Source organism: Streptomyces sp. NPDC006487, from assembly GCF_042870555.1.
Taxonomy (GTDB): Bacteria; Actinomycetota; Actinomycetes; order Streptomycetales; family Streptomycetaceae; genus Streptomyces.
In genome coordinates, this window is the sequence record NZ_JBIAHN010000017.1 from 74,090 (window position 1) to 90,235 (window position 16,146).

Genomic DNA, 16,146 nt, shown 5'->3' on the forward strand with positions numbered 1-16,146 from the left:
GTCAGGGCGTGTGGAACATCAGGGCATGTTCAGCGTGACGGCGCTCTGGAGCAGCTCGGGGGCCGTCCAGGTGGAGCGGGAGCCGGCGTAGGCGGTGCCGAAGTCCGCGGTGCCCAGGAGGAGCTGCTTCTTGGTGCCGGTGGGCGCGGTGACCGGGGCCACGACTCCGGAGGGCGCCTTGACGGTGACGACCTTGCCGATGCGGTAGGCGGTGAACTGGTTGGCTGCGACCGCCGCGTTCCACGCCGCGCGGCGCTGGAACTCGACGCCGGTGTCCTTCATGCTCTGGTTCACGATCGGCGCGGAGGGCGCGTAGAGGGTGCGGTAGGTGTCGAGCACCTGGTTGAGCACCGGGTAGAGGGTGCGGTCCTCGGCGAGGTTGGACTGGTGGACGTAGTGCGGGCGGGGGTCGTTGTTCAGGACGTGCCGCATGGCGGTCCTGGCCTCGGCCGGGACGATGTGGTCCAGGTAGCCCGAAGCGGCGTCGAGGGGGGCCGGCAGGCAGGTGGAGGTGGCGGGGTTGTCCTCGCAGATGCCGCTGCCGCCGTCGGCCCGGCTGGTGTAGATCCAGTTGTACTCGTCGGCCATCTCGGCATTGGTGCCCGTGTTGTAGTACACGTTCATCGGGTGCCGGGGGACGGTCAGCGCGGCGCCGACCGCCCGCTGCGCGGGCTCGCGGGAGTTGTCGCTGCCCGCCCACTTCACGCCGTTGTCGGCGAGCGCGCCGGCCAGGTTGGGGTTGTCCTGGGGCTGCTGCGGAAGGGTCTTGAGGCCGGAGTGCTCACCGGTGACCAGTTCGGTGCGGTCGGTGGTGATGCCCTTGGAGGCGGCCCAGTTGTTGTTGTCCCGGATCTGCGCCGAGATCTCGGCACGGCTCATGTAGTTGATCGCGCCGGCGGCGTTCTTCGTGCAGGTCCACGGGACGGTGGTGGTGTCCTGGACGCAGCCGAGGAACGGGTGGGTGTAGGTGTGGTTCATCCACCGGTACTTCGCCCGGTCGGCGACGAGCTGGGCGGTCAGGGCGTCGACCCCGCCGTTCTCGGCCTTCCACTCCTCACCGGCGCCGCCGTTGAAGAGCATGTCGAGCTTGAAGTTCTTGGTCGTCTGCCACTGCGCCGCGTACACGGCATCGGCGGCCGTCATCCGGATCGTGGACTCCTGGCCCTCGCCGCCGGCACAGGCGTAGTCGCCCGGCGTGCAGTTGAGGTCCTTGTTCCAGCGGGCGTCCGGGGCGAAGACGTCGTCGACGTGGACCGCGAAGTAGTTTCGCTCCTGGCCGAGGTGGATGCCCTGGGTCATCCACTCGACGATGCCCCGGGCCAGCAGCCGGAACTGCTGCTGGTACTGGTTGTAGCCGAAGGTGACGACCAGTTCGCTGCGCCCGTCGTGGGTGTACTCGCCGACGAGCGAGGCCCGTCCGGAGCCGACGGGGGCGTCGAGGTAGCTGGTGTAGCCCGTCCGCGGCCTGGCCATGTACCCGTAGCTCTCGGGGATCAGCGGCGAGTTGTCCTCGAAGGCCACCTGCCCCCCGAGGTAGGCGAAGGGGCCCGCCTTGCCGGCGGCGGTGACGGCGGCCTGGGTGCCGTCGAGGGTGCCGCTGTAGCCGCCGTTGTCGGTGTACTCCAGGCCGACGCCCGGGTGCGCCCAGGTGTAGGCGTCGACCTGACGGATCCCGTACGCCGTCTCGTACGCGGTGAGCGCGGCCATCTCGGCCGATCCCGCCCCGAACGGGTTCTCGTTCGGCAGCACCACGCTCTGGAACTTGGCGCGCGGCCGCCCGTCGACGGTGTCGGCGAGGAATGCCGCGTTGACGACCGGACGGCTCCCGCTGCCCAGGTCGACGCGGGTGTACGGAACCCCCGTGTCGCGGAGCTCCGCCGTGATCGCCTCGACCGAGCTCCCGCCGTCGTCGACGACGAGGACCCGCAGGTCGACTCGCGGAGTGACCGCCGCCTGCGCGGCCGCTCCGGGTACCGCGACGGATGCTATGGCAGCCGCGAGGCAGACGGCGGCGAGCCTGTTCATCCGGTTCTTGTGGACCATTTCGGCCTTTCCCCCCGCAGATCCTCGACTTCGGCCTGTGGCGTTGAGCCAGACCGGGGAGGCTCTGTGGAAATGATGCAAAGGAACCCCGCGTCCCCTTGCGAGAGTGGTCCGAGTGTTTCGGACCTCGTCAGGTCCGAGAGGCAAACCTGGAGCAGAAGCCACAGATGGGTGAACCTGCCCGCCTCGTGATCGAACAACTTGCCAAACCTTCGAGTGGCGTGCGGACGAGTACGTACGCGTAGGCTCATTTCCGGCGGCCATCGGGCCCGAATACGATCGCTACGGACGGCCGTCCACCCACTCGGCCCACACCACCAAAACGGAAGCGAGAATTCACCACCGTGACTGCTCTGACTCTCAGCACTGCCGGACCGGCGACGCTGCGCGCCGACGCCCTCGTCGTCGGCGTGGCGAAGGGCCCCAAGGGCCCCGTCGTCGCCGCGGGCGCCGAGGCCGTGGACAAGGCGTACGACGGCAAGCTCGCCGCCGTGCTCGACGCGCTCGGTGCCTCGGGCGCCGAAGGCGAGACCACCAAGCTGCCGGCCCCGGACGGCCTCAAGGTCCCGGTCGTGCTGGCGGTCGGGCTGGGCGCCCTTCCCGACACGGACGAGTCCTACGACGAGGAGGCGCTGCGCCGCGCCGCCGGCGCCGCCGCCCGTGCCCTGCACGGCACCAAGAAGGCCGCCTTCGCACTCCCCCTGGACGACGCCTCCGCCGTCACGGCCGTGGCCGAGGGCGCACTGCTGGGCGCGTACGCGTTCACCGCCTACCAGGGCGGCGAGAAGAAGGACGGCAACAAGAACGGCGGCCCGAAGCAGCCGCTCGCCGAGATCGCCCTGCTCGGCGCCAAGCCGCGCGACAAGGAGCACAAGGCCGCGGCCGAGCGCGCCACGATCGTTGCGACCGAGATCAACATCGCCCGTGACCTGGTCAACACCCCGCCGAACGACCTCACCCCCGAGGCCTTCGCCGCCGTCGCGAGCGCGGCCGCGAAGGAGAACGGCATCAAGGTCCAGGTCCTGGACGAGAAGGCCCTGATCAAGGGTGGCTACGGCGGCATCATGGGCGTCGGCAAGGGCTCCGAGAACCCGCCGCGCCTGGTGAAGCTCTCCTACACCCACGCCAAGGCGGAGAAGACCCTCGCCTTCGTCGGCAAGGGCATCACCTACGACTCCGGCGGCATCTCCCTGAAGCCGGCCGGCCACAACGAGACGATGAAGTGCGACATGGCCGGCGCCGCCGCCGTCTTCGCCTCCGTCGTCGCGGCCGCCAAGCTCGGCCTCCAGGTCAACATCACCGGCTGGCTCGCGCTCGCGGAGAACATGCCCTCCGGCTCGGCGACCAAGCCGGGCGACGTGCTGCGCATGTACAGCGGCAAGACCGTCGAGGTGCTCAACACGGACGCCGAGGGCCGCCTGGTCCTGGGCGACGCGCTGACCAAGGCCTCCGAGGAGACCCCGGACGCGATCGTCGACGTGGCGACCCTGACCGGCGCCATGGTGATGGCCCTGGGCGACCGCACCTTCGGCATCATGGCCAACGACGACGCCTTCCGCACCTCCATCCACGAGATCGCCGAGGAGGTCGGCGAGGCCTCCTGGCCGATGCCGCTCCCCGAGGACCTGCGCAAGACCATGGACTCCCCCACCGCCGACATCGCCAACATGGGTGTCCGGATGGGCGGCGGCCTGGTGGCCGGCCTCTTCCTCCAGGAGTTCGTCGGCGAGGGCATCACCTGGGCCCACCTCGACATCGCGGGCCCCGCCTTCCACGAGGGCGCCCCGTTCGGCTACACCCCCAAGGGCGGCACCGGCTCGGCCGTGCGCACCCTGGTGCGGCTGGCCGAGCGCACCGCCACCGGCGACCTGGGCTGACGTCCACGGCGTAGACCGGGCGGTACAGCGGTACAGCGCGACGCAGGCCCCGGGCATGATCAGATTTTCTGATCGGGCCCGGGGCCTGTTCACTCTCAACGAAATCCGTAGGTTTCTACGCTGCGGTAACCCCCGGTTCGGGCAGAACGACCTGACCCAGGGCAGGCCCGGCGTCCCGCGTTCCGCCGACAAATGCGAAGATGGGTTCTCGGCAGGACAGGGCCCCCACCACAGGGCCGAAGAAAAAGCGGCCGTATACCAGCCGCCGCCCGGTCACAGAGGACCGGTGCTCGGCGCACATGCATGGAGGACGTGACGTGGCGAACGACGCCAGCACCGTTTTCGACCTAGTGATCCTCGGCGGCGGCAGTGGCGGTTACGCCGCGGCGCTGCGCGCATCCCAGCTGGGTCTGGACGTTGCCCTGATCGAGAAGAACAAGCTCGGCGGCACCTGCCTGCACAACGGCTGCATCCCCACGAAGGCTCTGCTGCACGCGGGCGAGGTCGCCGACTCGGCTCGCGAGGCCGCGCAGTTCGGTGTCAAGACCTCCTTCGAGGGCATCGACATCGCGGGTGTCCACAAGTACAAGGACGATGTCATCTCGGGCCTGTACAAGGGCCTGCAGGGCCTGGTGGCCTCCCGCAAGGTGACGTACATCGAGGGTGAGGGCCGCCTCTCCTCGCCGACCTCCGTCGACGTGAACGGCCAGCGCATCCAGGGCCGCCACGTCCTGCTGGCGACCGGCTCCGTGCCGAAGTCGCTGCCGGGTCTGAACATCGACGGCAACCGCATCCTCTCCTCGGACCACGCGCTGGTCCTGGACCGCGTGCCCGAGTCCGCGATCATCCTGGGCGGCGGCGTCATCGGCGTCGAGTTCGCCTCGGCGTGGAAGTCCTTCGGGGCCGAGGTCACCGTCATCGAGGGCCTCAAGCACCTCGTGCCGGTCGAGGACGAGAACAGCTCGAAGCTTCTGGAGCGCGCGTTCCGCAAGCGCGGCATCAAGTTCAACCTCGGCACCTTCTTCGACAAGGCCGAGTACACCGAGAACGGCGTACGGGTCACCCTGGCCGACGGCAAGACCTTCGAGGCCGAGGTGCTGCTGGTCGCCATCGGCCGCGGCCCCGTCTCCCAGGGGCTGGGCTACGAGGAGAACGGCGTCGCGATGGACCGCGGCTACGTCCTGGTCGACGAGTACATGCAGACCAACGTGGCGACCATCTCGGCGGTCGGCGACCTCGTCCCGACCCTCCAGCTCGCGCACGTCGGCTTCGCCGAGGGCATCCTGGTAGCCGAGCGTCTGGCCGGTCTCAAGACCGTCCCGATCGACTACGACGGCGTCCCGCGCGTCACGTACTGCCACCCCGAGGTCGCGTCCGTGGGCATCACCGAGGCCAAGGCCAAGGAGATCTACGGCGCGGACAAGGTCATCGCCGCGAAGTTCAACCTCGCGGGCAACGGCAAGAGCAAGATCCTCAAGACCGCGGGCGAGATCAAGCTCGTCCAGGTCAAGGATGGTGCCGTGGTCGGTATCCACATGGTCGGTGACCGGATGGGCGAGCAGGTCGGCGAAGCCCAGCTGATCTACAACTGGGAAGCCCTTCCGTCCGAGGTCGCGCAGCTGATCCACGCGCACCCGACCCAGAACGAAGCGCTCGGCGAGGCCCACCTGGCCCTTGCCGGCAAGCCGCTGCACAACCACGACTGATCGTCACGGGCGCGACGACCGACCACATCCGCACATTCGTTAGGAGCAACTGAAACCATGTCGGTTTCCGTAACCCTTCCGGCGCTCGGAGAGAGCGTCACCGAGGGCACTGTCACCCGTTGGCTGAAGGCCGAGGGCGAGCGCGTCGAGGCCGACGAGCCGCTGCTCGAGGTATCGACCGACAAGGTCGACACCGAGATCCCGTCCCCCGTGTCGGGCATCCTCGCCTCCATCAAGGTCGCCGAGGACGAGACCGTCGAGGTCGGCGCCGAGCTGGCCGTCATCGACGACGGCTCGGGCGCGCCGGCTGCGGCCGCCGCTCCGGCCGCCGCCGAGGCCCCGGTCGCCGAGGCCCCCGCGGCCCCGGCCGCCGCCGAGCCGGCCCCGGTCGCCGAGGCCCCCGTGGCCGCGGCTCCGGCCGCCGCCGCTCCGGCCGCCGGTACCGATGTCGTGCTCCCCGCCCTGGGCGAGTCCGTCACCGAGGGCACCGTCACCCGCTGGCTGAAGCAGGTCGGCGAGTCCGTCGAGGCCGACGAGCCGCTGCTCGAGGTCTCGACCGACAAGGTCGACACCGAGATCCCCGCCCCGGTCGCCGGCGTCCTGCTGGAGATCCTGGTCGCCGAGGACGAGAACGCCGAGGTCGGCGCCCGTCTGGCCGTCATCGGCGCGGCAGGTGCGGCCCCCGCGGCCGCCCCGGCCGCCGCCGCTCCGGCTCCGGCTCCGGCCGCTCCGGCTCCGGTCGCCGCCGCTCCGGTCGCCGCCCCGGCTCCGGTCGTGGCTCCGGCTCCGGTCGCCGCCGCCCCGGCGCCCGTCGCCGCCCCGGTGGCCGCTCCGGCGCCCGTCGCGGCTCCGGCTCCGGTCGCCCCCGTGGCTCCGGCCGCCCCCGCCGCCCCGGTTTCCGCCGGTGACGAGGGTGCCTACGTGACCCCGCTGGTGCGCAAGCTCGCCACGGAGTCCGGCGTCGACCTGTCCGTGGTCTCGGGCACCGGTGTCGGTGGCCGCATCCGCAAGCAGGACGTCCTGGCCGCCGCAGAGGCCGCCAAGGCCGCCGCTGCCGCCCCGGCTCCGGCCGCCGCCGCTCCGGCCGCGAAGGCTCCGGCCGCCGCGGTGTCCGAGCTGCGCGGCCAGACCGTCAAGATGACCCGCATGCGCAAGGTCATCGGCGACAACATGATGAAGGCCCTGCACTCGCAGGCGCAGCTCAGCTCCGTGGTCGAGGTGGACATCACCAAGATCATGAAGCTGCGCGAGAAGGCCAAGGCCGGCTTCCTCGCCCGCGAGGGCGTCAAGCTGTCCCCGATGCCGTTCTTCGTCAAGGCCGCGGCCCAGGCGCTGAAGGCCCACGCGGTCGTCAACGCCCGGATCAACGAGGACGAGGGCACCATCACCTACTTCGACTCGGAGAACATCGGCATCGCCGTGGACTCCGAGAAGGGCCTGATGACCCCGGTCATCAAGGGTGCCGGTGACCTCAACCTGGCGGGCATCTCCAAGGCGACCTCCGACCTGGCCTCCAAGGTCCGCGGCAACAAGATCACGCCGGACGAGCTGTCGGGCGCGACCTTCACCATCAGCAACACCGGCTCGCGCGGTGCGCTGTTCGACACGGTCATCGTGCCCCCGAACCAGGTCGCCATCCTGGGCATCGGCGCGACGGTCAAGCGCCCGGTGGTCATCGAGACCGCCGAGGGCACGAACATCGGCATCCGCGACATGACGTACCTGACCCTGTCCTACGACCACCGCCTGGTGGACGGCGCGGACGCGGCCCGGTACCTCTCGGCCGTCAAGGCGATCCTCGAGGCCGGCGAGTTCGAGGTCGAGCTCGGCCTGTAAGGCACTTCGCGGCGAACCTGTCGCGCACGGCGCCCCCGCCCGGGACACACGTCCCGGGCGGGGGCGCCGTCGTCGTACCCTGGCCCCTCGGGCCGGCGGTTGTAACCAGCCTCACCCTGCGCCTCCGACCAGGAACGCATCGCCACGAGCGGCTCCGCCGTATTGTCTACGCATCAGGCCCCGCGTGACCCTGCACACCCACCAGGAGATGAAGCCCCGATGATCACCCCACCCGTCGTGCACTCGCTGCGCGAGCAGATCCGCGAGCACATCGTGGAGGGGATCGTCAGCGGGCGCTGGAAGCCCGGCGAGCGGATCGTGGAGCGCCGGATCGCGGTGGAGCTGGAGGTCAGCCAGACGCCGGTGCGCGAGGCCCTGCGCGAGCTGGAGACGCTGCGGCTGATCGAGTCGGCGCCGAACAAGGGCGTGCGCGTACGGAACCTGTCGGCGGCGGACCTGGAGGAGATCTATCCGGTCCGGGCGGGCCTGGAGCAGATCGCCGCCGAGCTGGCCGCGCCCCGGCTGGCGGCCGACTGCTCGGCCCTGGAACCGCACGTGGCGGCCCTGTGGGAGGCCGACCGCGGTGCGGACGGCACGGCCCAGGTCCGGCACACCGTGGGCTTCCACCGGGAGATGGTGCGGGCCGCCGGGAACAGCGTGCTGCTGCACACCTGGGAGTCCCTGGGCATCGAGGTCTTCACGGCCCTGTCCATCCGGTGGCTGGGAACCGTCCAGAAGTCCTACGCCGAAGAGCACGAAGCCCTGGTGGACGCCTTCCGCAATCAGGACCCGGACATCGGCCTGCTCGTGAAGCGGCACGTTCTGGGCTGCGCGCCGCGGGCTTGATCTCGCCCCTCGAGACCCACTGGACCGCCCGCTTCACCCCGATTTGCCCGGCACTGGGTGCCCATTTTCATGGCACCCGGTGCCGACTTTTGTCATATGGACGTTTCTTCGTCACTTTCATTTGATCGATCATCGATCAGCGCCTTACAGTCATCCGCGGACCCCAACCGGGTCCAACGACCCTGTCCTGCCCGTCAGGGATTTCTTCACCACCTCTCCTTTGTCCGGAAGGCGGCGCACACCGATGTCCGACCCCGTAGGAAAGCTTCCGAGCGAGCTCGACCAGCTCCCGGACCGCGACACCGAGGAGACCGCCGAATGGGCGGCCTCACTCGACGCCGTCGCCAAGGCCGCCGGTACGCGCCGCGCCGAATACCTGCTCCGTCGCACCCTTCAGCACGCCGAGGCCGCCGGCCTCGCGCTGCCGAAGCTCCTTGAGACGGACTACGTCAACACCATCCCCACCGCCGCGGAGCCGGAGTTCCCCGGCGACGAGGCGATGGAAGCCCGGATCACCGCGTGGAACCGCTGGAACGCGGCCGCCATGGTGACCCGCGGCTCCAAGTACGGCGTCGGCGGCCACATCGCCACCTTCGCCTCCGCCGCGTGGCTGTACGAGACCGGCTTCCAGCACTTCTTCCGCGGGAAGGAGGCCGACGGATCGGGCGACCAGCTCTACATCCAGGGCCACGCCTCCCCCGGCATCTACGCCCGCGCCTTCCTCGACGGCCGGATCTCCGAGCAGCAGCTCGACAAGTTCCGCCAGGAGGCCGGCGGCAACGGCCTGCCGTCCTACCCCCACCCGCGGCGCCTGCCGTGGCTGTGGGAGTTCCCGACGGTCTCCATGGGCCTCGGCCCGCTCTCCGCGATCTACCAGGCGCGCTTCAACCGCTACCTGCAGAACCGGAGCATCAAGGACACCGCCAACTCGCACGTCTGGGCCTTCCTGGGCGACGGCGAGATGGACGAGCCCGAGTCGACCGCCGCCCTGGCCCTGGCCTCCCGCGAGCAGCTCGACAACCTGACCTTCGTCATCAACTGCAACCTGCAGCGCCTCGACGGTCCGGTCCGCGCGAACTTCCGCGTGGTGCAGGAGCTGGAAGCCCAGTTCCGCGGCGCCGGCTGGAACGTCATCAAGTCGCTGTGGGGCTCCGCCTGGGACGAGCTGTTCCAGCTCGACACCACGGGCGCCCTGGTACGCCGCCTGCGCGAGGTACCCGACGCCCAGTTCCAGACGTACGCGACCCGCGACGTGGCCTACATCCGCCAGCACTTCTTCGGCGCCAACGCCGAGCTCGTACAGCTGGCCGGCGTGCTCTCCGATGCGAAGATCGCCGAGTGCTTCCACACCTCCCGCGGCGGCCACGAGCCCCGCAAGGTCTACGCCGCGTACAAGGCCGCCCTGGAGCACAAGGGTGCGCCGACGGTCATCCTCGCGCAGACCGTCAAGGGCTACACGCTGGGTGCCGGGTTCGAGTCGAAGAACGCGAACCACCAGATGAAGAAGCTGACGATCGACGAGTTCAAGGACATGCGCGACCTCCTTGGCCTCCCGATCCCGGACAGCGCCTTCGCCGACGGCCAGGTCCCGTACGGCCACCCGGGCGCGAACAGCCCCGAGGTGCAGTACCTCAACGAGCGCCGCGCGGCGCTCGGCGGCCCGGCCCCGGCCCGCAAGGTCAAGCACGTGGCCCTGCCGGCTCCGGCGGACCGTTCCTTCGCCCCGCTGCTCAAGGGCTCCGGCAAGCAGGAGATGGCCACCACCATGGCCTTCGTCCGGCTCGTCAAGGACCTGATGCGGGACAAGGAGACCGGCAAGCGCTGGGTTCCGATCGTCCCCGACGAGGCCCGCACCTTCGGCATGGAGTCCCTCTTCCCGTCGGCCGGCATCTACTCGCCGCTGGGCCAGACGTACGAGCCGGTCGACCGCGACCAGCTCATGTACTACAAGGAAGCCAAGGACGGCCAGATCCTCAACGAGGGGATCACCGAGGCCGGCGCCATGGCCGACTTCATCGCCGCCTGCACGTCGTACGCGACGCACGGCGAGCCGATGATCCCGTTCTACATCTTCTACTCGATGTTCGGCTGGCAGCGCACCGCCGACCAGATGTGGCAGCTCGCCGACCAGCTCGGCAAGGGCTTCATCGTCGGCGCCACCGCCGGCCGCACCACCCTGACCGGTGAGGGCCTGCAGCACGCGGACGGCCACTCGCACCTGATCGCGTCCACGAACCCGGCGTCGCTCAACTACGACCCGGCCTTCGCGTTCGAGATCGCGGTGATCGTCAAGGACGGTCTGCGCCGGATGTACGGCGAGAAGCCGGAAGACGTCTTCTACTACCTGACGGTCTACAACGAGCCGAAGCCGCAGCCGGCCATGCCCGAGGGCGTGGAAGAGGGCATCCTCAAGGGCCTCTACCGCTTCAACACGGCGGCGGACCTCGCGGAGGCGGCCCCGGCCGCAGACGCCCCGAAGATCCAGCTGATGGCCTCCGGTACGGCGATCCACTGGGCGCTGGACGCGCAGAAGCTGCTCGCCGCCGACTGGAACGTGGCCGCCGACGTCTGGTCCGCCACCTCCTGGGGCGAGCTGCGCCGCGACGCGCTGGAGTGCGACGAGGCGCTGCTGCGCGGGGAGATGCGCACCCCGTTCGTCACCCGTGCGCTGGAGGGCGTCACCAGCCCGGTGCTCGCCGTCTCCGACTGGATGCGTCAGGTCCCGGACCAGATCAGCCAGTGGGTCGAGCAGGACTACACCTCGCTGGGTACGGACGGCTTCGGCCTCTCCGACACCCGTGAGGGCGCCCGCCGCCACTTCGGTGTCGACGCCCAGTCGATCGTGGTGGCCGCGCTGGCCCAGCTCGCCCGCCGCGGCGAGGTCCCGGCGTCCTCCATCAAGGAGGCCCGGGAGCGCTACGGCCTGTAGGCCCCGGCGGCCCGTACGGCCGGTGTTCTCCGAACGACCGTGAGGCGGTCCGCTCCTTCGGGAGCGGGCCGCCTTTCGCGTGGGCATGCGGCCGTGCGGGGGTCTCGGACCGGCCTTTCGCGGCACGCGCGGTGGCGGCGAGGGGGTGTACCCGTGATGCTTGAGCGGTGATGGACGAGACGGAGTTCTGGGAGATGGTCGACCGTACCCGCGAGGCCGCCGAGGGCGACCCCGAGGAACACGCCGAGCTGCTCGTGGAGCGGCTGGCACAGCTCGACCCGGACTCCGTCCTGGACTTCGCCCGGCACTTCGAGTCGCGGTACAACCGGGCGTACACCTGGGACCTGTGGGGCGCTGCCTGGGTCCTGCTCGACGGGGCCAGCGACGACGCGTTCGACTACTTCCGGTGCTGGCTGATCGGACAGGGCCGGGAGGTCTTCGAGGGCGGGGTGCACGACCCTGACCAGCTCGCGGAGCTCCTCGACGAGTTCGACGAGGAGATCGACGGGGACGGCGAGGAGCTGGGGTACGCGGCGGACGAGGCGTACGAGCAGCTGACCGGGTCGGTCGCGCCGGATCTGGGGATCCCACTGCAGGCGGCGGAGCCGGAGGGCGCAGCGCTGGACTTCGAGAACGAAGCCGTGCTCGCGGAGCGCTTCCCCCGGCTGTGGGACCGTTTCAGGGGCTGACCGCCCCCTCTTCCCCCGCCCGTGTCAGTAGTGCGTGCCGCCGTCGATGCGGATCTCCGTGCCGGTGATGAAGGCACCGTCCTCGGAGCCCAGCATGGCGACGACGCCGGCGACCGTCTGCGGGCCGGCGAAGCCCTGGCCGAGGGCCGGGGCGAGCTTGGCGAACAGGCTCCAGTCGGTGTCCTCGGGCAGGCCGGGACCGGTGCCGGTGGTCATGCCGCTCTCGATGGAGCCCGGTGCGACGGCGACGAAGCGCAGCCCCTGCTTGCTGTACTCGGCGGCCAGCGCGTGGGTCATGGACTGGATGCCGCCCTTGCTGGCCGCGTAGGCGGACATGTAGGGGTGGGCGAAGGACGCCGAGGTGGAGCTGAAGTTGACGACGACCGGCTGGTCGCCCGCCAGCAGCGCCGGGAGCGCCTCGCGGATGACCAGGAACGTACCGGTCAGGTTCACCGAGATGATCTTGTTCCAGAACTCGAGCGTGGTCTGGTGGGTGTGCGCGGAGCGCAGGATGCCCGCGGCGTTGACCAGCACGTCGATACCGGTGAGGGCGTCGACGGCGGCGGACACGCCGGCCTTGACCGCGGCCTCGTCGGATATGTCGAGGACCGCGGTGGTGAGGCGGTCCGCGTGGCCGTCGGCGGCGGCCCGGTCCGCGGTGACCTTGAGACCGGCTTCGTTGACGTCCACGGTGTGGACGCGGCCGCCCTCGGAGAGGATGCGGTGGACGGTGGCCCGGCCGATGCCGGAGCCGCCGCCGGTGATGAGGACGCGACGTCCTTCGTAACGGTTCATGGGGGGAGCGTACTCTCGCGATGACACGTTTTGCCACCCTGTCAAAACACGCAATTCCACCTCGGGGCCGGGGTATCCTTCCCCGGTGAGATCCCCTCGTCCGTACTCTCCCCAGGCAGGCCCCGGAGCCCAGTCGCTGAACGAGCGCCGCAAGGCGGCCACCCAGCTCGACATCGCCCGCGCCGCCTGCGAACTCTTCGCCGAGCACGGCCCCGACGGCACCACCGCCGAGGACATCGCCCACCGCGCGGGCGTCGCGCTGCGCACGTTCTACCGCTACTTCCGCAACAAGCAGGAGGCCGTAGCCCCCCTGCTGGCGGGCGGCGGCGACGCCTGGCGCGCGCTGCTTGCCGAAGAGGACCCCGGCACCCCGCTGACCGAGGCCATGGAGCGCGCCGTCACCCGCTCCCTCACGGACCCCCAGGCCCTCGACGAGGGCCTGGAGGTCACCCGCGGCCTGCTGCGCGCCGCCACGACCGACGAGGCCCTGCGGGCCGTCTGGTACCGGGTCAACCAGGACTCCGAGGAGCGCCTGGTCCCGGTCGTCGCCCGGCTCGCCGGCCCGGAGGCCGAGCCCCTCGCCGTCCGCCTCCTCGCGGCGGCGGCCACGGACGCGATCCGCATCTCCCTGGAGCTGTGGTCCACCACGGACACCCCGCCCTCGGGCCCGGGCTCCCCCGCGGAACTCGCGGTCCGCTGCCTGCGCGACCTCACGGGCGCGATGCCGCTGATGCGCTGAGCGCGCCCGTCACAGGGCGCGCCCGTCAGAGGAACCGGGCGGACTTCTCCCGCAGGTGCTCCTCGAAGAAGGCGGGGGCGTCGGGCCGCATCCGGGCCAGCGCGACCATCGCCGTGACGATGACGTCCGCGATCTCCGCCTCCACGTCCCCCCAGGTGTGGGAGTTCCCCTTGCGGGGATTCGTGCCCTTGGCCCCGATCACGGCCTGTGCGGCTTCGCCGAACTCCTCGCCGATCTTCAGGATCTGCAGCGTCACGCTCTCCTCGTGCGCCATCCCGCGCTCCCGGTCGTGCTCGTCGAACCGTGCCACGAGGGCCCCGATGGTCTTCCAGGTGTCGTCCATCCCCCGAAACTAGCGCCGCGCCGGCGCAACGCAGAAGCCCCGCCCCCCTCCGTGAGGAGGGGAACGGGGCTCCGTTCGATCAGTGCGTCAGCACGACCACGGCACGGCTTAGAGGTCGAAGTAGAGCTCGAACTCGTGCGGGTGCGGGCGCTGCGCGATCGGGGCGATCTCGTGGGTGCGCTTGTAGTCGATCCAGGTCTCGATCAGGTCGGGGGTGAAGACACCGCCGGCCAGGAGGTACTCGTGGTCCTCCTCGAGGGCCTTGAGGACGTCCTCGAGGCTCGTCGGGACCTGCGGAACGCTCGCGTGCTCGTCCGGGGAGAGCTCGTAGAGGTCCTTGTCGATCGGCTCCATCGGCTCGATCTTGTTCTTCACACCGTCGAGGCCCGCGAGGAGCAGGGCCGCGAACGCCAGGTACGGGTTCGAGGACGGGTCCGGGGCACGGAACTCGACGCGCTTGGCCTTCGGGTTGGAGCCCGTGATCGGGATGCGCATCGCGGCGGAGCGGTTGCGCTGCGAGTACACCATGTTGACCGGCGCCTCGAAGCCCGGGACCAGGCGGTGGTAGGAGTTCACCGTCGGGTTGGTGAACGCCAGCAGCGACGGGGCGTGCTTGAGGATGCCGCCGATGTAGTAGCGCGCGGTGTCCGAGAGGCCCGCGTAGCCGGCCTCGTCGTAGAACAGCGGGTCGCCGTTCGCCCACAGCGACTGGTGCACGTGCATGCCCGAGCCGTTGTCACCGAAGATCGGCTTCGGCATGAAGGTCGCGGTCTTGCCGTTGCGCCAGGCGACGTTCTTCACGATGTACTTGAAGAGCATCAGGTCGTCGGCCGCGGCGAGCAGCGTGTTGAACTTGTAGTTGATCTCGGCCTGGCCACCGGTGCCGACCTCGTGGTGCTGACGCTCGACCTGGAGGCCCTGGGCGTCCAGCTCGAGGGAGATCTCGGCGCGCAGGTCGGCGAAGTGGTCGACCGGGGCTACGGGGAAGTAACCACCCTTGTAGCGGACCTTGTAACCACGGTTGTTCTCCTCGGAGCCCGTGTTCCAGGCGCCGGCCTCGGAGTCGATGTGGTAGAAGCTCTCGTTCGCGGAGGTCGCGAAGCGCACGCTGTCGAACACGTAGAACTCGGCCTCGGGACCGAAGTACGCGGTGTCGGCGATGCCGGTCGAGGCGAGGTACGCCTCGGCCTTCTTCGCGACGTTGCGCGGGTCACGGCTGTAGGCCTCGCCCGTGATCGGGTCGTGGATGAAGAAGTTGATGTTGAGCGTCTTGTCCTTGCGGAACGGGTCCAGGCGCGCGGTGGTGATGTCGGCGCGCAGCGCCATGTCGGACTCGTGGATCGCCTGGAAGCCGCGGATCGAGGAGCCGTCGAAGGCGAGCTCCTCGTTCGGGTCGAACGCGCGCCCCGGGATGGTGAAGTGCTGCATCACACCAGGCAGGTCGCAGAAGCGGACGTCAACGAACTTGACGTCGTTCTCCTTGATGTACTGCGTCACTTCGTCGGCGTTCTTGAACATCCAACTCCTCCTACTCCCGACCCCGGGGCAGGGGCGGGCTTTATAGCTAGTGGTGCGTCAGTGCGGTGCCGCACGCTGACCCGACCATAAGCAGACGGGGTTTCTCAAGCATGACCCATTTGTTTCGCACAAGTTAACCAGGGTCCCGCCGGAACGGTGCCGAGCGGCACGGGTACCGTGTTCGGGTGGACAAGAGGCAAGCAATCGGATCCTGGCTCTCCGGCCCCCGCGAGGCCGCGGAGGGGATGGGTGTCGACTTCGGATACCCCGGCAAACAGCTCGGCCTGCCGCAGCAGGGGTCCGGCTCGGTGGCCCGTTTCGGCCGCCGGCTCGGCGCCGTGGCCATCGACTGGATGGCCTGCCAGCTGATCGCGTACGGCCTGATCACGGGCCGTGACTGGAACGGCACGGGGAACTGGACACTGGCGGTCTTCGTCACCCTGGTGATCCTGACGGTCGGCACCGTGGGCTTTACCCCCGGGAAGCGGATCCTGGGCCTCCGGGTCATTGCGCAGGACGGCGGCCGGCTCGGCTTCGGCCGCGTGGTGCTGCGCACCGCACTGCTCGCCCTGCTGATCCCGGCCCTCGTCTGGGACCGCGACGGCCGCGGCCTGCACGACCGTCTCAGCCGCGCCGTGCAGGTCAGGATCTGAGACGCGGACCCGGAACCGGTGACACGGGACCGACAACAGAGGGGGGGGGGGGGGGGGGGGGGGGGGGGGGGGGGCGGGGGGGGGGAGGGGGGGGGGGGGGGCGGGGGGGGGGCGGGGGGGGGGGGGGGGGGGAGCGGGGGGGGGGGGGCGGCGCAGGGCGGGGCCCCGCGGG

The 16,146-nt window shown here is 70.2% G+C and carries 12 protein-coding genes; 8 read left to right on the forward strand and 4 right to left on the reverse strand.

Features of this window, described 5'->3' with window-relative positions; translation table 11 throughout:
- Positions 1-18: 18 nt before the first annotated feature.
- On the reverse strand, positions 19-2,043 hold the full coding sequence (locus tag ACFYM0_RS28550) for a hypothetical protein (protein WP_388506310.1): 2,025 nt from the start codon (positions 2,041-2,043) through the stop codon (positions 19-21).
- Between the two features lie 344 nt (positions 2,044-2,387).
- Between ACFYM0_RS28550 and ACFYM0_RS28555 the strand changes: the two genes are divergently transcribed.
- The 6 genes from ACFYM0_RS28555 to ACFYM0_RS28580 all read left to right on the forward strand — a co-directional run bounded on the left by ACFYM0_RS28555 (position 2,388) and on the right by ACFYM0_RS28580 (position 11,926).
- Positions 2,388-3,920 carry a leucyl aminopeptidase gene (locus tag ACFYM0_RS28555; protein WP_388506312.1) on the forward strand — a complete coding sequence of 511 codons (1,533 nt, stop codon included), beginning with the start codon at positions 2,388-2,390 and terminating at the stop codon, positions 3,918-3,920.
- A gap of 317 nt (positions 3,921-4,237) precedes the next feature.
- Positions 4,238-5,626 carry a dihydrolipoyl dehydrogenase gene (gene lpdA / locus ACFYM0_RS28560; RefSeq protein ID WP_327252390.1) on the forward strand — a complete coding sequence of 463 codons (1,389 nt, stop codon included), beginning with the start codon at positions 4,238-4,240 and terminating at the stop codon, positions 5,624-5,626.
- A 57-nt stretch (positions 5,627-5,683) separates the two neighbouring features.
- Positions 5,684-7,462 (forward strand): 2-oxoglutarate dehydrogenase, E2 component, dihydrolipoamide succinyltransferase, encoded by a 1,779-nt coding sequence (sucB, locus tag ACFYM0_RS28565; RefSeq protein ID WP_388506314.1) that lies wholly within the window; start codon positions 5,684-5,686, stop codon positions 7,460-7,462.
- Positions 7,463-7,684: 222 nt separating this feature from the next.
- Positions 7,685-8,308, forward strand: a complete 624-nt coding sequence (locus ACFYM0_RS28570; protein ID WP_327257452.1) for a GntR family transcriptional regulator — start codon at positions 7,685-7,687, stop codon at positions 8,306-8,308.
- Positions 8,309-8,552: 244 nt separating this feature from the next.
- Entirely contained in the window at positions 8,553-11,237 is a 2,685-nt protein-coding gene (gene aceE, locus ACFYM0_RS28575) for a pyruvate dehydrogenase (acetyl-transferring), homodimeric type (RefSeq protein WP_388506316.1), read from the forward strand.
- Between the two features lie 170 nt (positions 11,238-11,407).
- The gene (locus tag ACFYM0_RS28580) at positions 11,408-11,926 is read left to right on the forward strand and encodes a DUF4240 domain-containing protein (RefSeq protein WP_243330439.1); all 519 of its coding nucleotides are present in this window, start codon (positions 11,408-11,410) and stop codon (positions 11,924-11,926) included.
- 24 nt (positions 11,927-11,950) lie between these two features.
- On the opposite strand, the gene ACFYM0_RS28585 is transcribed toward ACFYM0_RS28580, so the two are convergent.
- Complete coding sequence (locus ACFYM0_RS28585; protein WP_388506318.1) at positions 11,951-12,721, reverse strand: SDR family NAD(P)-dependent oxidoreductase; 771 nt, start codon at positions 12,719-12,721, stop codon at positions 11,951-11,953.
- Between the two features lie 85 nt (positions 12,722-12,806).
- On the opposite strand from ACFYM0_RS28585, the gene ACFYM0_RS28590 reads away from it, so the two are divergent.
- A complete protein-coding gene (locus ACFYM0_RS28590) occupies positions 12,807-13,460 on the forward strand; it encodes a TetR/AcrR family transcriptional regulator (RefSeq protein ID WP_388506320.1) in 654 nt (217 codons plus the stop codon).
- Positions 13,461-13,485: 25 nt separating this feature from the next.
- Here the strand turns inward: ACFYM0_RS28590 and ACFYM0_RS28595 are convergent, their stop codons facing one another.
- Both ACFYM0_RS28595 and glnA read right to left on the reverse strand, forming a co-directional pair.
- On the reverse strand, positions 13,486-13,803 hold the full coding sequence (locus ACFYM0_RS28595; protein WP_388506322.1) for a MazG-like family protein: 318 nt from the start codon (positions 13,801-13,803) through the stop codon (positions 13,486-13,488).
- A gap of 108 nt (positions 13,804-13,911) precedes the next feature.
- On the reverse strand, positions 13,912-15,321 hold the full coding sequence (gene glnA, locus ACFYM0_RS28600; protein ID WP_356509497.1) for a type I glutamate--ammonia ligase: 1,410 nt from the start codon (positions 15,319-15,321) through the stop codon (positions 13,912-13,914).
- A gap of 185 nt (positions 15,322-15,506) precedes the next feature.
- On the opposite strand from glnA, the gene ACFYM0_RS28605 reads away from it, so the two are divergent.
- On the forward strand, positions 15,507-15,974 hold the full coding sequence (locus ACFYM0_RS28605; protein WP_388506324.1) for an RDD family protein: 468 nt from the start codon (positions 15,507-15,509) through the stop codon (positions 15,972-15,974).
- The last annotated feature ends 172 nt before the right edge of the window (positions 15,975-16,146 follow it).